Genomic DNA, 18,152 nt, shown 5'->3' with positions numbered 1-18,152 from the left:
CGCCCGTTTCAAGGAGGAAATCATGAAGCTGACCACAGCACGGCTCTGGAGACGCGGTGCGATCACCGCCATCGCCGGAGCATCGGCCCTCGCACTCACCGCATGCGGGGGCGGCGGGGGATCGACGGCGGGCACGGACTCGCTGTCCCTGTTCGTGAACGTCGAGAACACCGAAGTACCCGCCATCCTGGAGACGCTCGCCGGTAAGGCGTGCTCCGCCGAGGCCGACACCCTGCCGCTCGATGTCGAGACGGTGCCGCAGTCGAACCTCGACCAGCAGCTGCAGCTCAAGGCCGGCCAGGGCGACCTGCCGGTGCTCTTCAGCGCGGGCAACGCCCCTGCACTGACCAAGACCCTCGCCGATTCGGGCAACGTCGCCGACTTCGAGGAGATCCTCACCGACCTCGACGTGATCGACAACATCGAGCCCGCGGCGATCTCGACCATCGAGAACCTCTACGGCGGCTTCCGTGTGCTGCCCTTCGAATACAACGTCGAGGGCATCTGGTACAACAAGGCGATCTTCGCCGAGCAGGGCATCGACGAGCCGCAGACCTTCGACGAGCTCACCGCCGCCGCCGCGAAGCTCGAGGCGGCCGGCATCCAGCCGTTCTCCGCGAGTGGCGAGCAGGGCTGGCCGATCACCCGCCTCATCTCCGGCTACCTCTTCCGCGACCTCGGTCCGGACGCACTGCAGAAGGTCGCCGACGGCGAGGCGAAGCTCACCGACCCCGAGTACGTGGCCGCCGCGCAGGCGATCGCCGACCTCGGCGCCGAGGGCTACTTCGGCAAGGGAGTCGGCTCCATCGACATGGCCACCAGCGAGAACCAGTTCCTCAACGGCTCCGCGGCGATGTTCTACATGGGCTCGTGGTTCCTGAGCCAGGCGAACGACCCCGAGGTGAACCAGATCGGCGCCGAGAACGTCGGCTTCATGCCGTTCCCGGGTGTCGAGGGCGGTGCGGGCGACCGTTCGCAGCTCGCCGCCAACGTGGGCCTGCCCATCACGATGAACGCCAAGGCCGTGAACGACGACACCGAGGCGTGGCTGTCCTGCATCACCGAGAACTACGGCTCCGTGGCGCTCGAGCAGGAGAACCGCGTGTCCGGCTTCGCGCTGAACACCGAGGTCACCGATGTGCCGCCGCTCACGCAGCTCATCCAGGAGCAGGTCGCCGACACCGAGACAACCGTCCTCTGGTTCGAGGCGCTGTTCTCTGCGGAGGCCACGACCACGAGCCAGCGCAACGCTGCACCGCTGATCACCGGCAGTGTCTCCGCCGAGGAGTTCATGTCGATGATCCAGGCGGACCTCGACTAGCGAGAAAAAGAGAGGGGGCGGCGTCCCCGCGCGCCGCCCCCTCATCCTTCAGGAGAACGAATGCAGAACGTGCTGGGCGACCGCAAGGCGATCGCCATCCTTCTAGGCCCCGCCTTGCTCATCTACTCGGTGGTGATGCTCATCCCCGTGTTCTGGTCGCTGGGCTACACGCTGTTCGAGGGCAACGCCATCGTCGGCTTCGAGTTCGTCGGCCTCGACAACTTCGTCCGACTGGTCGGCGACTCCGAGGTGCACGCTGCGCTGCTGTTCACCCTGAAGTACGCCGCCGTCGTGACGATCGGGCAGGTCCTGCTCGGGTACCTGCTCTCGCTCCTCTACGTCTTCGCGCTCAAGCGCGCGTCCGGCCTCGTCCGGACGCTGGTCTTCTTCCCCGTCGTGATGCCGACGGTCGCCGTCGCGCTGCTCTTCCAGCAGCTGTTCTCGATCGCGCCGACCGAGGGTGTCGTCAACTCGATGCTGTCGGGTCTCGGCGGAGTCCCCGTCGACTGGTTCGGTGACGGCGCGAGCGCATTCATCGTGATTGCAATCATGGACATCTGGCGATCCATGGGCTTCTACGGTGTGCTGCTCTACGCCGGGCTGATCGACATCCCCGAGGATGTGCTGGAGTCGGCCCGCCTCGACGGCGCCAGCGGATGGAAGCTCGTCCGCCACGTGGTGCTGCCGCTCTCCGCCCCGGTGCTGATCTCGTCGCTGATCTTCTCGGTCAACGGAACCCTGAAGGTGTTCGACAGCGTGCTCGCCCTGACCAACGGCGGTCCGGGCACCTCGACCAGCCCGCTCACGATCTCCATGTTCGACAACGCCTTCACCTACGGCAACTACGGCTACGGCTCGACCATCGCGATGCTGCTCACCATCATCTGCCTCGTCGTGACCGTGTTCATCTTCCGTGCCAATGCCCGCACGGCGAAGAAGGGAGGCGTGGCATGAGCGCGTCGACACCCGTATCCCGCCGTGCGACGAGGATGCTGCGCCGCACACCCATCTGGCTGCTCGTCGCCGTGCTCCTGGTCATCGTCGGCTACCCGCTGATCTGGCTGCTGCTGGGCTCGTTCAAGAGCCAGCGGGAGTTCCTGGAGTCACCCACCTGGGCGCTGCCCGAGCAGTGGAACTTCGACAACTACATCGTCGCCTGGGACACGGCGGGTCTCGGCCAGTCCCTCTTCAACAGCGCCATCACGGTGCTGCCGTCGCTCTTCCTCATGCTGCTCCTGGGCACCGCGGCGGCGTTCGCCCTCGAGGTTCTCGTATGGAAGGGCCGCAACGGGGTGCTCATCATCTTCCTCGCCGGCATCATGGTGCCGACGCAGATGATCCTGCTCCCGCTGTTCAGCACCTACTTCCAACTCGGGCTCACCGGCTCGCTGTGGCCGCTGATCATCACGTACACGGCCACCGGTCTGCCGTTGACGGTCTTCCTGATGGCGACGTACTTCCGGGCGATCCCGCGGGAGGTGTTCGAGGCGGCGACGCTCGACGGCGCCAGCATCTACCGGCAGTTCTTCTCCATTGCGCTGCCGATGATGAAGAACGGGCTCTTCACGGTCGGTCTCGTGCAGTTCTTCTTCTTCTGGAACGACCTGCTCATCGCGCTGACCTTCGCCAACTCCGGCGACCTGCGCACCCTGCAGGTCGGGCTGCTCAACTTCAACGGCCAGTTCGGCACGACCCAGTACGGTCCGCTGTTCGCCGCCATCAGCATCAACGTGTTCGCCCTCCTGATCATCTACCTGGTGCTCAACCAGCGCATCCAGAAGGGCCTGACGGCCGGAGCGGTCAAGGGATGAGCGCGCCCACCTCTGAAAGGACGTTCGTGAAGGTCTCCGCTCCCCGGTTCGAGCACATCGACGACACCCTCGGGATGGGGGCTCGCACGCCGCGGCTCTCCTGGAAGACCGAAGCCCCGGAGGGCTGGACCCAGCACGGGTGGCAGCTCGAGTGCGAGCGCGCGGACGGCACGGTCATCGCCTCCGGTAGCACTCCCGATCAGGTGCTCGTGGCGTGGCCGTTCGAGCCGCTGGCTTCCCGCGAACAGGTGCGCGTGCGCGTGCGTGTCCGTGACGAGGATCAGCGCTGGACCTCGTGGAGTGAGCAGACGACCGCCGAGGCGGGGCTGTTGGATGCCGCCGACTGGATTGCCGCTCCGGTCGGTGCGGCGTGGCCCGAGACGCCCGACACCGATCGCCGACCGGCGCTCGTGCGGCGGACCTTCCGGCTCGACCGCCCGGTCTCCCGTGCGCGCCTGTACGTCACGGCGCACGGACTCTACGAGGCGGAGATCAACGGTGCGCGCATCGGCGACCACGAGTTCTCGCCGGGATGGACCAAGTACGACGAGCGTCTCGTGTACTGGACCTTCGACGTCACCGACGAGCTCGTCGAGGGCGAGAACACCCTGGGCGCGTGGCTCGGCGACGGCTGGTACCGCGGCCGCCTCGGCTTCAACGGTGGTTACCGCGACCTCTACGGCACGGACCAGGCCCTCATCGCCCAGCTGGAGGTCACGCACGACGACGGGACCACGACGGTCGTCGCGACCGACGAGAGCTGGTCGGCCGCGCCGAGCCCGATCCTGGTATCGGGCCTGTACGACGGCGAGAAGCACGATGCCCGCGAAGAGCAGCCCGGGTGGTCGCGCCCCGGAGCCGGTGACGACGGATGGAGCCCCGTGCGTGTCGGACATCGCGACACGGCGACGCTGGTCGCCCCGGCACTGCCGCCGGTGCGCTGCACCGAGGAGCTCGCGCCGGTCACCGTCACCCGCGTCGACGACACGACTCACCTGCTCGACTTCGGGCAGAACCTCGTCGGGCGATTGCGCGTCCGTGTGCAGGGGCCGGCCGGGCACGTGGTCGCGCTGCGCCATGCCGAGGTGCTGGAGCACGGCGAGCTCGGCATCCGTCCGCTGCGCCTGGCCGACGCGCAGGATCTGATCACGCTCGACGGTGGCGAGCCGCGCTTCTGGGAGCCGAAGTTCACCTTCCACGGCTTCCGCTACGCGACGGTCACCGGTCTCGACGAGATCGGGGACGGCGACGTGGTCGCCCGCGTCATCCACAGCGACATGCGCCGCACCGGATGGCTGGAGACGTCGAACCCCGACCTGAACCGCCTGCACGAGAACGTGCGGTGGGGCATGCGCGGCAACTTCCTCAGCATCCCCACCGACTGCCCGCAGCGCGACGAGCGCCTCGGCTGGACCGGCGATGTGCAGGTCTTCGCGCCCACGGCATCCTTCCTCTACGACTCGGCCGGCTTCCTCGAGAACTGGCTCACCGACGTCGCCTTGGAGCAGCTGCCCGACGGCACCATCCCGTGGTTCGTCCCGGTGATTCCCGGCGGCCCCACCTGGAACCCGATCCGGACCGGGGCAGTGTGGGGAGATGTCTCGGTGCTCACGCCGTGGACCCTCCACGAGCGATTCGGCGACCTCGACGTGCTGCGCCGCCAGTACGACAGCGGCCGCAAGTGGGTCGAGCGGATGATCACGCAGTCCGGACCGTCACGGCTCTGGCGCGACGGTCATCAGCTCGGTGACTGGCTCGACCCGGCGGCACCGCCGCACGATCCGGCCGACGCGCGCACCGACAGGTACCTGGTCGCCTCCGCGTACTTCGCCTTCTCGACGCGGCGGCTGGCCGACACCGCCAGGCTCCTCGGTCTGGCGGCCGACGCCGATCGCTACGCGCGGATCGCCGAGGAGGCGCGCGATGCCTTCCGCGCCGAGTACGTGCGCGGGGACGGGACACTCACGTCCGACGCGCAGACGGCCTACGCGCTCGCGATCCGATTCGGACTCCTGAGCGTGACCGAGGAGGCTGTCGCGGGTCGGCGTCTCGCCGCGCTCGTCCGCGAGGCCGGCAACCGCATCGCGACGGGCTTCGCAGGGACCCCGGTCATCAGCGATGCGCTGTCGCAGACCGGGCACGTCGACACGGCGTACGACCTGATCCTCGAGACCGAGTGCCCGTCGTGGCTGTACACCGTGCGCATGGGCGGGACGACGATCTGGGAGCGCTGGGACTCGATGCTCCCGGACGGATCGATCAATCCGGGCGAGATGACCAGCTTCAACCACTTCGCTCTCGGAAGCGTCGCGGACTGGATGCACCGCGTCATCGGGGGGCTCTCGCCGGCCGCACCCGGATACCGTCGCATCGAGTGGGCACCGCAGCCCGGGGGTGATCTCGAACATGCCCGGGTGGCATTCGAGTCGCCGTACGGACTCATCGAAGGGTCATGGGAGCGTGTGGCCGAAGGAATCCGGTACTCGCTCTCCGTCCCCACCGGTGTCGAGGGCACGATCCGCGTGCCGGGTCTCGACGAGCAGTACGTCGTCTCGGGCGGACGGTTCGAGACGGTCGTCGCGACAATCGACACGGTCGCCGCATGACCGGCCACGTCGAGGCGACGCGGCGTACGCCGTCCTGAGCGCGCTCAGTCACCGCCCGCGGTGGCCGCGATGCGCCGGTTGTGCAGGGCGAGCGCCACGAAGGCGATCCCGGAACGACGAGCACAATCAGCACCGGCCACCGCCAGCCCTCAGCGGTGAGCATCACGGCTCCGAAGACCAGGAGACCCGCGCCGATCGAACGCATCGCGACCGAGCCGACGGGGGTCTCGGCCGGGTTGCGCCAGAACGGCACCGTGCTCGTCGCATTCGCACGCAGCGTCATCGCCAGGGCGGTCAGGAAGAGGATCGAGCCGGCCAGGGAGAGGAGCACGCCGAACACATGCATGCCTCGAACGTATCAAGGACGTCACTCGTCCCGTGGAGCGACGATCGCCGCTGGGGGAGCCATCGCTCTGGTCGTGCTCAACGCGCGGGTGCCGCTCGGCGCGCCGCCCCGCGCCCGCTGACCGCTAGCCCCCGTAGGGGCGCACGCAGGTGTCCTGCGCCGCGCTCTGGCCATCGAGGTTCTCGGGGAGTGGGGCGGCGTCGGCCGGTGGTTCCTCCTCGGTCGCACCATCGTCGGGTTCCGAGCTCGGCGGGGCGGTGTCGTCGGACAACTCGCTGCCACGGCCCGTGCGGTCGGCGCTGATGTTCACCGTTTCGCCGGCCTTCACCCGGTCCATCAGCTCGGCAGCGGCGTGCTCGTCGGGGACCACGCGGTCGCCCGCGGGCAGGTGCGGGTACGACACGAACGCGATGTTCTCGAGGGGGAGGTCGCTGAAGACTTTCGCCATCGAGGTCAGCGTGCCCAGGTCGGCCAGCTGCGTCGACAGGGTCATGTTCCGCGTCGCCGCATCGGCGATGCCGTAGAGCTTCACCGGATCGGTGAGGGTCGACTGGTCGCGCAGCGTGCGCACGAGAGAGGAGAGGAAGACCTGCTGGGTGGAGATGCGGGCGAGGTCGCTGCCGTCGCCGACGCCGTAGCGGGAGCGCAGGAGCGCCAGGGCCTGCTCGCCGCTCAGGTCGTACGTCCCCGCGGCGGGGATATCCAGTCCGGAGTGCCGATCGTGGATGGGCCCGGCGAAGCAGATGGGGACGCCGCCGACGGCGTTCGAGGCCTCGATGACGCCCGTGAAGCTGATCTCCGCCGCGTAGGCGAGGTCGATGCCGGTCAGTGCGGTGACGGTGGAGGTGACGCAGCCCAGTCCGCCGCGGGCGAGCGATTCGTTGAACTGCACCCGCCAGCCCGCGTTCCAGGTGCTTCCCACCTCGGGATCGGTGCACGCGGGGATGTCGACGAGCAGATCGCGCGGGAAGGAGATGACGGTGGCGGCGTCGTGCGCCTCGTTCACGTGCAGCAGGAGGGTGACGTCGTTCCGGCTGCCTTCGACATCGCCGCCCTCCCCGTACTGGACGCCCTGCCCGGCGCGGCCGTCCGATCCGACGAGCAGCACGTCGAACTCCCCGTCGAAGTCGGCCACGGCGGGAGGCTCCTCGCTGTCGCGTACCGGCTGCAGCTCGACCGTGGTCACGTTATGGGACAGCCGGATCGCCGCGATCGCGACCGTGCCGCCGGTGATGACCAGGATCGCGACCGCAGTCAGTGTGAGGAAGCGCCGCAGGCGTCTCCGGCGTCGTCGGCTCGGAGAAGGGGGAGGGAGGAGACTCATGGGAAGACCTCTCGACGTGGGCGAGCAGCCATCGTCGAGGACGAATGTCACGCGAGTGTCACAGGCGAGGGAGAGTCACGCGGAACGTCGCGCCGGGGGATCGGGGGAGCAGCACGAGCTCCCCGCCGAGGAGCCGCGCGTTGTCGCGGGCGATCGCGAGCCCGAGCCCAGTGCCCACACCATCGGAGCGCGAACGGTCGGTGGTGACGAAGCGGTCGAACACCCGTTCGGCATCGGGCTCGCCGATGCCGGGGCCGTGGTCGCCGATGTCGATGTGCAGCATGTCGCCGTCTTCGTGCACGCGGACCGTGACGGGCGGGCGACCGTGCCGGGACGCGTTGGTGAGCAGATTCGCCACCACGGTGTGCAGCCGCGACGAGTCGGTGCGGATCCGAAGGTCCGGGGCGACCGACAGTTCGGCGACGTCGACTCCGGTCGCATCCACGACGTCGGTCAGCAGCTCCGCGAGCACGACGGTCGTGCGGTGCACGCGCGCGACCCCGGCATCGAGGCGGGAGAGTTCGAGCAGGTGCTCGATCAGGGAGTGTAGGCGGCGCGTTCCGGCGCGCACGACCGCAGCGGCGACCGCCCGCTCCTCCGCGGTCGCCTGCTCGTCGTCGTCGAGGAGCTCGTCGACCGCCAGCATCGAGGTGAGCGGTGTGCGCAGCTCGTGGGCGACGTCGCTGACCAACTGCCGGGACTCCGCCTCACGGCGCTGCAGCTGCCCGATGGTGTCGCCCAGACGCTCCGAGGAGAGGTGGAGGGCATCGGCCACGCGGTCGACGTCGTCGAACGACGGCTTCCATTCCGGCGGGCCTTCGCCGGATCCGACCGCATGGGCGGTGTCGACCAGGCGTCGAAGCGGGCGCGTCAACGCACCGCCGAGCAGACGCTCGAGCAGGACGACGAGGACCACGACGCCGCCGCTGAGGAGCGCGCCCGAGACGATGAGCTCTCGCACCTGATCCTGCTGCGGCTGCATCGAGTACGCCGTGACGACGGCGAGGCGAGCGCTCGGATCCTGGGGGAGATCGTCCCGGACTGTCGAGACGAAGAACACTTCACGACCGTCGAGCGTGGTCATCAGCGAGGTCAGATCGCCGGAGCGACGGCTGTCGTCGATGCCCAGCGTGTCCGGCACCTGGCCCGGACGGAGCTCTCCGGCGCTGCGGCCGCTGTCGAGGTCGATGATGACGGTCTCGCCGGGGAGGATCTCGGCGTAGTACTTCCACGTGTCCTTCGGGGACACGGTGGAGATGGAGGTGAAGAGGGCGTCAGCGGTCGTGGAGAACTCGTCGAGCAGACCTTCCTGCCGCGACTCGTACACGATGCGCCCCGCCGTGAACACGACGACACCGGTGACGAGCACCGAGACCGCGATCGTGCTGCCGACGAGAGCGAGGGCGATGGCCGTGCGGAGGGTGGGGCGACGACGACGTGCGGTCATCGCAGCCGGTATCCGATCCCCCGCATGGTCTCCAGCTGTGGCGTCGCGACGTTCGCCGCGGTCAGCTTCGCACGCAGCCGCTGGATGGCGGTGTCGACCACCCGCGGAGTGTCGGGTGGCGACTGCGCCCAGACCGCGTCGATCAGGCGCGAGCGGCTCAGGGCATGACCGTCGTTCAGTGCCAGCTCATGCAGCAGGCGGAACTCGGTGGGGCTCAGTGGCAGGGCCTCGCCGTCGGCCAGTGCCTCCGCGGAGTCCTCATGCAGCTCGAGTGTGCCGACCCGGAGCGGCTCCGCGGTGAGGCGGGAGCTGCGGCGCAGGACCGTCCGCAGGCGCGCTTCGAGCACGGCCACACTGACCGGCTTCGTGATGTAGTCGTCTGCTCCGGCGTCGAGGCCGATGACGACGTCCGCATCCTCATCGCGCGCCGTGAGCATGACGGTCGGGAAGCCCCATCGGGTGCGGATCTCGCGGCACAGCGAGAACCCGTCGCCGTCGGGGAGCATGACGTCGATGATCGCGACGTCCGGAGCGATCCGTTCGGCGAGCACGCGGGCAGAGGCGACATCCTCGGCGGTGTCGACGGTGTGACCGCGGCGCCGCAGGGCGGTCGTGAAGCCGAGGCGGATCTCCGCATCGTCATCCACGAGCATGACCTTCATCAGGCGCCCACCTCCTCGGCCATCGCGCGCTTGCGATGTTAGACGCCTGCGCCCGTGGAAGTGCTCCATACGGCGACCGGCATGGGTCGCAGGAAGGCGCCAGGTCGAGCCGCTACCCTCGGGGCATGCGCCGATTCCTCGTCCTCCCGCTCGTGCTCGCCGCCGGCCTCATCCTGGCGGGCTGCTCGCAGGTGACGCAGATGGCGGGCGATGCTCTCGGCGTCGACGTGCAGGCTGCCTGCACCAGCATCGACGACGCGTACGGGCAGTACCAGACGCTGCTCGATCAGGGGGAGCTGTCGGCCGAGCAGGCGGATGCCGCGCGCGACGACCTGGTCGCCTCCCTCAACGGGCTGGCCGAGAACACCGACGGTCAGCTGGGCGACCTCATCCACTCGGGTGCGGAGAAGATCGGCGGGATGACAGACCTGCAGGCGCCCGCGACGGTCGAGGCGATCGAGCAGCTCAAGAACTCCGCCTCTGCCTTCTGCGGCTGACCGCGAGAGGTGCTCGCCGATCGCATCGGTGTCAAGGGGCGTGCCACTGCGCCTGCACCGTCGTAGCGTCGGACCGACATGGACGCCGTCCCGCATTCGCGGAGCCTGCGGCGTCTGCCCACGGGAAGGAACGCACATGAGTGGTGGAAGCGACGACATCCGCACCGACCGGAACGACATCAGCACGGAGCCGGGCCCGGGTGCAGAGGAGAACGACAACCTCGGCGCCGAGGACGGCAAGGGGAACCCGCCCACGGTGGTCCCGAGCGACGGAGGCGACACCGACGACGCCGATGTCCTCGCGGAAGACCCCGAAGACGGCTGACCGCGCTCCTGGCCGACGCCTCAGTTGAGACGTTCGGTCAGGTGGACGGTGACCTCGTCGCCGTCCGTTCGTCCGATGCGCCGGCGGATCGCGGCGGTGACAGGCAGCTTGTGCGTGCCGTCGCCGAGAGCCATGAACGCCCCGCGGAACGGCTCACCGTCGACGGTCCCGGCGACCTTGACGAGTCCGCGAGTCCCGAAGATCGTCGCCGACTCGGGGAGTTGGACGCAGGTCCAGGTGTCGCCTTCGCGCACCTTGCCGAGGACGGCGGTGAAAGTGATGTCGAGTGGCGTGCTCATGGCGTTCTCCTGTTCCCCGAGTTCAGACGAAGAGGCCGATGATGGCCCCGATGACGGTGAGCTTGATCACCCAGTCGAGCAGGTGGACGGCCGCCACGGAAGGCGCGGTGTTCTCGTGCACGACGCCGCCCAGGAGCAGGATCAGTGGCAGCACCGAGAGTGCGAGGCCGAGCAGCGCGCCGGCGGCGGCACCGTGCCAGGACGCGGCGACCATCAGCCCGGCGACGAGGCCGGACGCGAGAAGGCTGCGCAGCACGACCGAACCCATCTGGGCGGCGACCGACAGACCGGGCCGCGGGGTGCTCGTGCGAGTGACCAGAGCCGAGACCGGCGGGAGAGCGTAGAGGACGGCGCTGGCGATGAACGAGACGACGGTGGCGATGGCGATGCCCCAGATGATCATGGCCGCTCCTTCTTTAGTACTGGTTAGTACTGCTGATGTTCAGGGTAGATCGTGGTTTTAGGACTGTCAAGTACTAAACTCGGGTCATGAGCACCGACCTCCCCACCCGCGGGCGTCCGTCCGGCCTCACCGGTGCGGAGCTGATCGCCGTCGCGCGCGATGTCTTCCTCCAACACGGCTACCGGGGGGCATCCATGGACGAGGTCGCCAAGCGTGCTCGCATCTCGAAGGCGTCGCTCTACCGCGAGCACGCCTCGAAGAGCGCGCTGTACGCCGCCGTCGTGCACCACTGGACGCTGGCCGGTCGCGATGCGATGCGCCCCGCCCTCGATCGGCTGCGCGGGAGCGAAGACCTCCGCGCGGGTCTCATCGAACTCGCCGAGACGATGCAGGCCGGCATCCTGAGCCCCCCGGTGGTGGCGATGCGCAGGCTCGTGACGGCCGAGGCGCGCGAGCAGGCGCAGGTGGCGGCCACTTACCTGGAGGAGAGCTGGAACACCAACATTCAGAACCTCGCCGATGCGCTGAGCGCGCTCGCGGCCGAGGGGCGGCTCCGCCTCGCCGATCCCCGCGCCGCCGCTGAACAGTTCACCTGGCTGGTGATCGGTGCACCGCTGAACGCCCGCATGCTCGGCGATGAGCGGCGGCCCGGTGCCGTGGACGGAGCCGTCGACCTGTTCCTCGCAGGCTTTGGCGCCCCGGACCGTCGCGACGGATCCGAGGCGCCGACCGGCTAGGCCGTGACCTGCGAGGCGGGGGAGCCCGCCCGCCGCGCGACCGTCGGCGTCGCCCGCCGCATCGCATAGGCCCAGGTGGCGAGGCCCAGGAGCGGACCCCAGAGCCAGAACGGGAACATCAGAAGCACGTACACGGAGTTCTCCACGTTCCCCACCCCTTCCAACGCGAACTGGATGCCGGCGGCCGTGAACAGGACGCTGACGAGGCTCGCCGGGACGACCGCCAGCCCGGGCGGCACCGATCGCCCGCCGAGTCCCGCGAGGAAGCGGGGGAACCGCTCGCCCCAGGGCAGGATCAGGCCCAGGGTGAGCACGCCTCCGGTGAGCATGGCCGCGCCGAGCGCAAGACCGAGCACGCGGACCGAGGGGTCTGCGGCGAACATCTCCGCGCTTCCGCCGAACAGCGGCCAGGGCGTCAACCAGCTCGCGCGGGCGAACGCGTAGGGGAGAGCGCACGCGGCCGCCACGATCGTGATTGCGCGGCGGTGCCGGAGCACCTCGCGCGCGAATCGGCTTCGTCTGGATGACGGGTCGGCGATCATCCAGATCAGCAGCCCGGCGGCCGCGGCGACATGGGCGAGCGCGAGACCGGCCTGCGGGAGGATCATGCCGTAGCTGCCCAGGATCTGGGGGACGAGCGGCCCGGCCCCGAGCCCGATGGCGGCGTAGGCGAGGGCGCCGACGACCACAGCGGCGACCAGGAGGCCGACCAGCGGACGGCGCAGCACTGTGAGGATGATGAGGACCAGGGCGCCGACGATGACCATCATCGCGAAGGTATAACCCGCCGCGGCGATCACGCCTCCGGGCATCGTGACGGCGAGGAGCCCCCCGGCCACGAGACCGACCGTGTGCAGGAGCCACTGCGGCACGGCGCGGTTCGCGAGGTCACGAGTCGCCAGTGCGGACACGGATACGAGGAGCGCAGCGAGCGCCCCCGTGAGGGCGAGCGCGAGTTCGACCCCGTGGCCGAGGTTGCCGATCAGGCTCGAGGGCAGTGCGTCGGTGCCGGGGGTGAGCATCCTCACGAGGCTGGTGACGGTCACGGCCAGGGCGCCGACAGCGGCGGCGAGGAGGACGATGATGCGTGTGGGAATGGACATGCTTCCACGCTAGGAACGCGTTCCGCCGCCGACTTCAACCGCAGGGGTCATCCTCCTCACCCGCAGGAGTGAACCTGCCGGCGCAGAGCGGTCAGCGTCCCGGGCGGAGCAGACCGTTCTCGTACGCCCAGATGACGACGTGCACCCGATCGGGAACGCCGAGCTTCGCGAGCACGGCCTTCACATGCGTCTTCACCGTGTTCGCTGAGAGGAACAGCTTGCGCGCGATGTCGTCGTTCGAGGCGCCGGTGGCGAGAGCGCGGGCGACCTCCTGCTCGCGAGGGCTGAGGGCGGCGAGAGCCGATGCCGGATCCGTTCCGGGGGCGCCGTCACGGACGAAGCCGATCAGTGCTTCGGTGGCGCGCGGCGACATCACCGACTCGCCGGCAGCCACCGCGACCGCGGCATCCGCGAGTTCCGCCGGGCTGGCGTCCTTGGTGAGGAAGCCACTCGCCCCCTCGCGGATCGCGGCATACACGTACTCGTCCAGGTCGAAGGTGGTGAGGATTAGCACCCGGGTGGCCGGGCGGAGCCGCAGCACCTCCCGGGTGGCGGCGATGCCGTCCATCCCCGGCATCCGGATGTCCATCAGAACCACGTCGACGGTATGGGCCCGCACATGCTCGATCGCTGCTTCGCCGGACGAGGCGGTGGTGACGTCCGACAGGCGCGGATCGCGCGAGAGCATCAGCGCGATGGCGGTGCGGAACAACTCCTGGTCATCGACGATGAGTACGCGGAGGGTCATCCGTTGCTCCTCTCGGTCGGAAGATCCACCGTGACGATCCATCCCCGCGGATCCCGTCCGTGCGCGGTGAGCGTGCCGCCGGCGAGCCGCACCCGCTCGGTGATCCCGACCAGCCCCACACCGCTGCCGAGATCGGTCACGACCGGCCCCGACCCGCCGTCATCGCGCACCGCGGCATGCACGGAGTCGGGTCGCCAGTCGAGGCTCACCTCGATCTTCACCGGGGAGGCGTTGTGTCGGACGGAGTTCGTGAGCGCCTCGCGCACCGCATGATGCAGTGCCAGCGCGGCGTCGGCGCGAAGCGGAACCCTGGTGCCCGATTCCGTCAGCCGCACGTCGGTCGAGGGAGTGCGCACGCCCTCGACGAGCTCCTCCAGGGAGTCGATCGTGGGCAACGGCTGGCGCGGGGCATCGTCGGCGACGACCGAACGCATTCCGCGCAGAGCCTCGCGGCCGGTGTCCACGACGATCCCGAGAGCAGCGTCGCTCCGGTCGGGGTCCTCGGCGCGCACCGCACGGGCGACCTCGGCCTGCGCGATCATCACCGTCATCGAGTGGGCGACGAGGTCGTGCAGGTCGCGGTTGATCCGTCCGCGCTCGTCCGCGATCGCCTGCGAGACGCGCGCCGCCATCCGCTCCTCGGCCTGGTCGCGCCGCACCCGCAGGACCAGTCCCAGCGCCCAGGCCGCCGCGATCGCGCCGCTGAGTCCGAGGAACGCACCGAGGCGGAGTTCCGGATCGTCGAGGCGCAGTTCCGTGAAGGCTATGAGGCCCGCGCCGAAGATGCCGCCCGCCAACGCCGCGATCCGCACGGTCGTACGCGTCTGCGCGGCGACCTGGCCGATGACCAGCAGGTAGGCCGCGGCCGATGGCAGGAACGCCCCCGACGCCGCACGCATGCCCGGCACCAGGACGAGAGCGCACATGACCGCGTTCGCGATCACGAGGGCGACGACCGGATGCCGCACGGCGAGCAGCGTCGTGAGGTGCAGCACCACGTACAGGGCGATCATGAGCGCGAGGACCCAGGGCTCGGGTCGGGTGGCGGGTTCGGTGAGGATCGCGATGCTCGACGGCAGCAGGATCACGAGGGCGATGAGCGCCACGATGACGTCGACACGCAGCCAGGCGTGCCGACGGGGACTCGCGACAGAGGCCTCGGACCGCATCGCCCTCATGCTCTCACGCGGCTTCCCGCGGCCGGATCACCCGTCCGGGTGAGGTGAGAGGGGACTGTTACGAGGATCGGGAGGGCGCTACCATCGGCAACCACCGGCGGAGGGCCGGTCCCGGTTCGGCGCGAGGGGGCCACATGAACCGCATTACTGCTGCACCTCGGCACCGCCCGCTGCTCGTGGCGGTGGTGCTCGCTGCGGTCCTCGGAGCCGGTGCGATCGCCTCGTCACCGGCCGTGGCGGCACCGAGCATCCGGGGCCCCGTTCCCGCGCTGCTGGCGCCGACCGACCTGGAGACAGGCGATCCGGAGCCGCCGGACGACACTCCGGTTCCGGACGGCCTGGACGAACCGTCGCCTGTTCCGGATGAGACCGTCGTCGAGTTCCCACCCCCTCCTGGTCCGAATCTGATTCCGAACGCCAACACCGTGCGGATGGCGTGGGTCGGGACGCCCGCCCAGAGACCGGCCGACAGCGCGCTGCTCACACTTCAGGCGGCGATCAACGCGGCACCGGCGGGCGGGGTCGTCTCCTTCGACCCGAGCGACTACGCCTTCACCGGAGCGCTCACGGTCACGCGCGCGGTGACGCTCGACACCAGCGCCGCTTCCACGCTGTACACCCGGTTCACCGTCAGCGCCGGGGGACTGCAACTCGCCGACGATGTCACGGTGGGGGTCGCATCGACAGGGGCCACCATCTCGGTCACGGGCGCCGATGTCGCGATCCGAGAGGTGACCGTGCGGAATCCGAATGCGGTCGCGAGGCCCACCGGCATCCAGGTGGGGGCGGGGCTGACGGGCATCGTCATCGACGGTTTCACGATGGATGGCGGCGGGGTCGTCTCGTCGTACGGCATCAATCTGACGACGGGATCGGCCACGATCACGGATGCCGAGGTCAGCGGTGTGGCGACCGGCGTCGCGGTGACCGCGGCATCGACCGCCGGCGGGATCGTCGTCACCGGGGGCAGCTTCACCTCCGCGACCGCGGGTATCTCACTGGGGGCTGCGACGGCTCCGCAGGTCTCGGGAGTCGAGGTCACCGGCACCGCCGGCACCGGTACCGGGATCGATCTGGCGAACTCGAACGGAGCACGCGTCGAACTCGTGAGCGTGGACGGCTTCGCCCGCGGCATCGGCACCGCCACGACCAACGCATCGGCCGGTGCGACCATCACCGACGCGACCATCACCGGGGCCAGCCGCGAGGGCATCGCGCTCGGTGCCACTACGGGCGCGAGCATCGTCCGCGCGGACATCACGGGCACGGGTGCCGTCCAGTCGACGGGCATCCTGACCCTCCGCTCGACGAGCGTCAGGATCGACGCACCGACGATCACCGGGATGATGTACGGCATCACGACGCACGTGGACAACGACGGTGAGGGCCCGGAGATCATCGCCCCGCGGATCACCGCGTTCGGCGGGATCACTCTCGGTTCGACGCAGCGGGCCTCGGTCACGGATCCTGTGCTCGACGCCGCAACGTGGGGCGAGAGCGGCACCGGGATCAACCTCGTCAACGCCGGTCGCGTGACGGTGACAGGCGTGCAGGCGACCGGGTTCCTCTACGCGATCGGTTCGCAGTCGTCGTTCACCCCGGAGTCCGATCGCGCGGACATCAGGATCTCCGATGTCCGCGCCGACGGCGCGCCCGATGCCTCGAGCGGCATCTACCTGCTCGGTGTGACGAACGCGACGATCTCGGATGTCGATGCCGAACTGACCGGCGCGGCGCTCGTCATCCACCAGTCCATCGGTGTGCGCGCGCAGGACATCGTCGTCCACGGCCGCTCCGGTCTGACCCCGGTGACCGGTGCGGCGATCCTCCGGGCATACGGCTCGCAGGATGTCCACGTCGATCGCGCATCCATCGACGCCGGCTCGTACGGGTTCTTCTACTCGGCGACCTCCGGAGCGACGGTGCAGAACGCCACGGTTGCCGGTGTGGTGGAGCGCGCGCTCTACGGTCGCAGCGTTTCGAACCTCGATGTGGGTTCCTCCACCTTCACGGGCAACGCCGCGGTCGGGGCATTCGTGGTGACGACACCCGAGAACGGCATCAGCCACGACATCGTCATCCACGACAACGTCATGACCGACAACGACGGCGGGATCCACGTGCTCCAGGGGACGACGGCCACCCAGGTCGTGCGCAACACGGTGAGCGGCCAGTCCGACGTGGTGACGGCCGGAGGAGCGCACGATCTGCTCGTCGCGGAGAACGACATCGACCACGCGGCCGACAGCGTCGGGGTGCGGGTCGCACCGCTCTGGGAGGACGGCGCGGAGCCGGGTTCATACTCGTCCTCCGAGGTCCGCGTGCGCGACAACGTCTTCGCCGGAGTCGGCACATCCGTGGTCGTCGGCACCGCGGATCCGGCCAGTCCCGAAGGGGAGCGGCGGACCCTGCGGGATCCGGTCCTCGTCGTCGGCAACACCTTCGATCCGGACTCCACGGCGGTGCGGACGTTCCCCAATGCCGTCGTCGGTGCGGATGCGGCAGCGGGTGTCGAGCGCTCGCTGCCCGGAGATGGCCCCGTGGCGGTGGATGCCCGCAACCACGACGACCCCAACGACTGGGGCTCCGAGTGCCTGGCGACCGGATACCTCGATGACGCGCTGTTCTACGACGGGGGCGGGGCCGCCGTCTACGAGCTGACGGAGGCGCCGGTCCTCTACCCGATGAACTGCATCGACCTCTCACTCCAGCAGACCCTCGAACTCGACGACGATCAGGTCCTCGCAGCGGGCGACACCCTCACCTGGACTCTCACGCCGCAGAACATCGGACCGCGGGCGGCGCCGGCCGGGTGGTCGATCACCCAGCTGCTGCCCGACGGAGTGGAACTCGTGTCGATGTCGGGCGACGGGTACACGGTCGACGGACTCACGGCGACGGCCGCCGAAGAGCTGCCTGCGGGCGCCGACGGGCCGGTGCTGTCGGTCGTCGTCCGGATCGTCTCCGTGCCCGCCGGCACCGAGACGATGCGCAACGTCGCCTACGTCGCACCGGCGGGGATCACCGACCTCGACGGCGATGGGTTCGACGACGTCGTCTTCGAGCAGCTGAACCCGCTCGAGGTGCCGACGATCGACACCGACACCGAGGCATCCGCCACGGACAACGATGCGCAAGGGGTCTGGGCTGTGCGTGCGGGCTCGGATCCGTCGGGAGGTGGAGGCGGCGGTGGTTCCGGTGGCGGAACCGGCGGTGGGCTGGCGTTCACCGGGGCGGATGCGGCACCGGGTCTGGCTGCGGGAGTGCTGCTGCTCCTCGCGGGACTGACGCTGGCGATGCGCCGGAGGCCTCGCGTCTGAGGTCGGGAGCTGTCGGCGCTCGCGT

17 protein-coding genes are annotated in these 18,152 nt (G+C 69.5%); 9 read left to right on the top strand and 8 right to left on the bottom strand.

The annotated features are described in order from the left end of the window. Nucleotides 1-22: 22 nt before the first annotated feature. The 5 genes from HCX50_RS12565 (at nucleotide 23) to HCX50_RS12545 (ending at nucleotide 6,205) form a co-directional block, all read left to right on the top strand. On the top strand, nucleotides 23-1,321 hold the full coding sequence (locus HCX50_RS12565) for an ABC transporter substrate-binding protein (RefSeq protein ID WP_167634614.1): 1,299 nt from the start codon (nucleotides 23-25) through the stop codon (nucleotides 1,319-1,321). 60 nt (nucleotides 1,322-1,381) lie between these two features. Beyond that, the gene (locus tag HCX50_RS12560; RefSeq protein ID WP_167634613.1) at nucleotides 1,382-2,275 is read left to right on the top strand and encodes a carbohydrate ABC transporter permease; all 894 of its coding nucleotides are present in this window, start codon (nucleotides 1,382-1,384) and stop codon (nucleotides 2,273-2,275) included. After that, nucleotides 2,272-3,132: a carbohydrate ABC transporter permease gene (locus HCX50_RS12555; protein ID WP_167634612.1), complete on the top strand. Its 861-nt coding sequence runs from the start codon at nucleotides 2,272-2,274 to the stop codon at nucleotides 3,130-3,132. The genes HCX50_RS12560 and HCX50_RS12555 overlap by 4 nt, the downstream gene beginning before the upstream one ends. Next, nucleotides 3,129-5,738, top strand: coding sequence for an alpha-L-rhamnosidase (locus tag HCX50_RS12550; RefSeq protein WP_167634611.1), 2,610 nt, complete (start codon nucleotides 3,129-3,131; stop codon nucleotides 5,736-5,738). Before HCX50_RS12555 ends, HCX50_RS12550 begins: the two co-directional genes overlap by 4 nt. A 155-nt stretch (nucleotides 5,739-5,893) precedes the next feature. Continuing rightward, entirely contained in the window at nucleotides 5,894-6,205 is a 312-nt protein-coding gene (locus HCX50_RS12545; RefSeq protein ID WP_167634610.1) for a hypothetical protein, read from the top strand. 3 nt (nucleotides 6,206-6,208) lie between these two features. Here HCX50_RS12545 and HCX50_RS12540 read toward each other — a convergent pair whose 3' ends face one another. The 3 genes from HCX50_RS12540 to HCX50_RS12530 are packed head-to-tail and all read right to left on the bottom strand — an operon-like array spanning nucleotide 6,209 to nucleotide 9,517. Beyond that, nucleotides 6,209-7,408, bottom strand: a complete 1,200-nt coding sequence (locus tag HCX50_RS12540; protein WP_167634609.1) for an LCP family protein — start codon at nucleotides 7,406-7,408, stop codon at nucleotides 6,209-6,211. Nucleotides 7,409-7,466: 58 nt separating this feature from the next. Beyond that, nucleotides 7,467-8,855, bottom strand: a complete 1,389-nt coding sequence (locus HCX50_RS12535) for a sensor histidine kinase (protein WP_167634608.1) — start codon at nucleotides 8,853-8,855, stop codon at nucleotides 7,467-7,469. Beyond that, entirely contained in the window at nucleotides 8,852-9,517 is a 666-nt protein-coding gene (locus tag HCX50_RS12530; protein ID WP_167634607.1) for a response regulator transcription factor, read from the bottom strand. The genes HCX50_RS12535 and HCX50_RS12530 overlap by 4 nt, the downstream gene beginning before the upstream one ends. A gap of 125 nt (nucleotides 9,518-9,642) precedes the next feature. Between HCX50_RS12530 and HCX50_RS12525 the strand changes: the two genes are divergently transcribed. Both HCX50_RS12525 and HCX50_RS12520 read left to right on the top strand, forming a co-directional pair. Further along, nucleotides 9,643-10,014: a hypothetical protein gene (locus tag HCX50_RS12525; protein WP_167634606.1), complete on the top strand. Its 372-nt coding sequence runs from the start codon at nucleotides 9,643-9,645 to the stop codon at nucleotides 10,012-10,014. Between the two features lie 136 nt (nucleotides 10,015-10,150). After that, on the top strand, nucleotides 10,151-10,339 hold the full coding sequence (locus HCX50_RS12520; protein WP_091028620.1) for a hypothetical protein: 189 nt from the start codon (nucleotides 10,151-10,153) through the stop codon (nucleotides 10,337-10,339). A 20-nt stretch (nucleotides 10,340-10,359) separates the two neighbouring features. On the opposite strand, the gene HCX50_RS12515 is transcribed toward HCX50_RS12520, so the two are convergent. Together HCX50_RS12515 and HCX50_RS12510 are read right to left on the bottom strand one after the other, a co-directional pair. Then, nucleotides 10,360-10,638 carry a DUF1905 domain-containing protein gene (locus HCX50_RS12515; RefSeq protein ID WP_167634605.1) on the bottom strand — a complete coding sequence of 93 codons (279 nt, stop codon included), beginning with the start codon at nucleotides 10,636-10,638 and terminating at the stop codon, nucleotides 10,360-10,362. Between the two features lie 22 nt (nucleotides 10,639-10,660). Next, nucleotides 10,661-11,041 (bottom strand): DUF1761 family protein, encoded by a 381-nt coding sequence (locus HCX50_RS12510; RefSeq protein WP_167634604.1) that lies wholly within the window; start codon nucleotides 11,039-11,041, stop codon nucleotides 10,661-10,663. Nucleotides 11,042-11,127: 86 nt separating this feature from the next. On the opposite strand from HCX50_RS12510, the gene HCX50_RS12505 reads away from it, so the two are divergent. Further along, complete coding sequence (locus HCX50_RS12505) at nucleotides 11,128-11,778, top strand: TetR/AcrR family transcriptional regulator (RefSeq protein ID WP_167634603.1); 651 nt, start codon at nucleotides 11,128-11,130, stop codon at nucleotides 11,776-11,778. Here the strand turns inward: HCX50_RS12505 and HCX50_RS12500 are convergent. The 3 genes from HCX50_RS12500 to HCX50_RS12490 form a co-directional block, all read right to left on the bottom strand. Further along, nucleotides 11,775-12,881, bottom strand: a complete 1,107-nt coding sequence (locus HCX50_RS12500; RefSeq protein WP_167634602.1) for a hypothetical protein — start codon at nucleotides 12,879-12,881, stop codon at nucleotides 11,775-11,777. The genes HCX50_RS12505 and HCX50_RS12500 overlap by 4 nt on opposite strands. 91 nt (nucleotides 12,882-12,972) lie before the next feature. Beyond that, complete coding sequence (locus HCX50_RS12495) at nucleotides 12,973-13,629, bottom strand: response regulator (protein ID WP_167634601.1); 657 nt, start codon at nucleotides 13,627-13,629, stop codon at nucleotides 12,973-12,975. Further along, nucleotides 13,626-14,798 (bottom strand): sensor histidine kinase, encoded by a 1,173-nt coding sequence (locus HCX50_RS12490; protein WP_167634600.1) that lies wholly within the window; start codon nucleotides 14,796-14,798, stop codon nucleotides 13,626-13,628. Before HCX50_RS12490 ends, HCX50_RS12495 begins: the two co-directional genes overlap by 4 nt. Before the next feature lie 143 nt (nucleotides 14,799-14,941). Between HCX50_RS12490 and HCX50_RS12485 the strand changes: the two genes are divergently transcribed. Further along, nucleotides 14,942-18,127: a right-handed parallel beta-helix repeat-containing protein gene (locus HCX50_RS12485; RefSeq protein ID WP_167634599.1), complete on the top strand. Its 3,186-nt coding sequence runs from the start codon at nucleotides 14,942-14,944 to the stop codon at nucleotides 18,125-18,127. The last annotated feature ends 25 nt before the right edge of the window (nucleotides 18,128-18,152 follow it).

Origin of the sequence: Microbacterium sp. B19(2022) (assembly GCF_012030385.1) — a bacterium.
In the GTDB taxonomy this organism is placed as follows: domain Bacteria; phylum Actinomycetota; class Actinomycetes; order Actinomycetales; family Microbacteriaceae; genus Microbacterium; species Microbacterium oxydans_B.
This window is presented reverse-complemented; position numbering and strand designations above follow the sequence as displayed.

What these genes read in the sequence shown, in the direction of transcription:
- HCX50_RS12565 (WP_167634614.1), top strand. Translation starts at nt 23, where the DNA reads ATGAAGCTGACCACAGCACGGCTCTGGAGACGCGGTGCGATCACCGCC.
- HCX50_RS12560 (WP_167634613.1), top strand. Translation starts at nt 1,382, where the DNA reads ATGCAGAACGTGCTGGGCGACCGCAAGGCGATCGCCATCCTTCTAGGC.
- HCX50_RS12555 (WP_167634612.1), top strand. Translation starts at nt 2,272, where the DNA reads ATGAGCGCGTCGACACCCGTATCCCGCCGTGCGACGAGGATGCTGCGC.
- HCX50_RS12550 (WP_167634611.1), top strand. Translation starts at nt 3,129, where the DNA reads ATGAGCGCGCCCACCTCTGAAAGGACGTTCGTGAAGGTCTCCGCTCCC.
- HCX50_RS12540 (WP_167634609.1), bottom strand. Translation starts at nt 7,408, where the DNA reads ATGAGTCTCCTCCCTCCCCCTTCTCCGAGCCGACGACGCCGGAGACGC.
- HCX50_RS12535 (WP_167634608.1), bottom strand. Translation starts at nt 8,855, where the DNA reads ATGACCGCACGTCGTCGTCGCCCCACCCTCCGCACGGCCATCGCCCTC.
- HCX50_RS12530 (WP_167634607.1), bottom strand. Translation starts at nt 9,517, where the DNA reads ATGAAGGTCATGCTCGTGGATGACGATGCGGAGATCCGCCTCGGCTTC.
- HCX50_RS12525 (WP_167634606.1), top strand. Translation starts at nt 9,643, where the DNA reads ATGCGCCGATTCCTCGTCCTCCCGCTCGTGCTCGCCGCCGGCCTCATC.
- HCX50_RS12520 (WP_091028620.1), top strand. Translation starts at nt 10,151, where the DNA reads ATGAGTGGTGGAAGCGACGACATCCGCACCGACCGGAACGACATCAGC.
- HCX50_RS12515 (WP_167634605.1), bottom strand. Translation starts at nt 10,638, where the DNA reads ATGAGCACGCCACTCGACATCACTTTCACCGCCGTCCTCGGCAAGGTG.
- HCX50_RS12510 (WP_167634604.1), bottom strand. Translation starts at nt 11,041, where the DNA reads ATGATCATCTGGGGCATCGCCATCGCCACCGTCGTCTCGTTCATCGCC.
- HCX50_RS12505 (WP_167634603.1), top strand. Translation starts at nt 11,128, where the DNA reads ATGAGCACCGACCTCCCCACCCGCGGGCGTCCGTCCGGCCTCACCGGT.
- HCX50_RS12500 (WP_167634602.1), bottom strand. Translation starts at nt 12,881, where the DNA reads ATGTCCATTCCCACACGCATCATCGTCCTCCTCGCCGCCGCTGTCGGC.
- HCX50_RS12495 (WP_167634601.1), bottom strand. Translation starts at nt 13,629, where the DNA reads ATGACCCTCCGCGTACTCATCGTCGATGACCAGGAGTTGTTCCGCACC.
- HCX50_RS12490 (WP_167634600.1), bottom strand. Translation starts at nt 14,798, where the DNA reads ATGCGGTCCGAGGCCTCTGTCGCGAGTCCCCGTCGGCACGCCTGGCTG.
- HCX50_RS12485 (WP_167634599.1), top strand. Translation starts at nt 14,942, where the DNA reads ATGAACCGCATTACTGCTGCACCTCGGCACCGCCCGCTGCTCGTGGCG.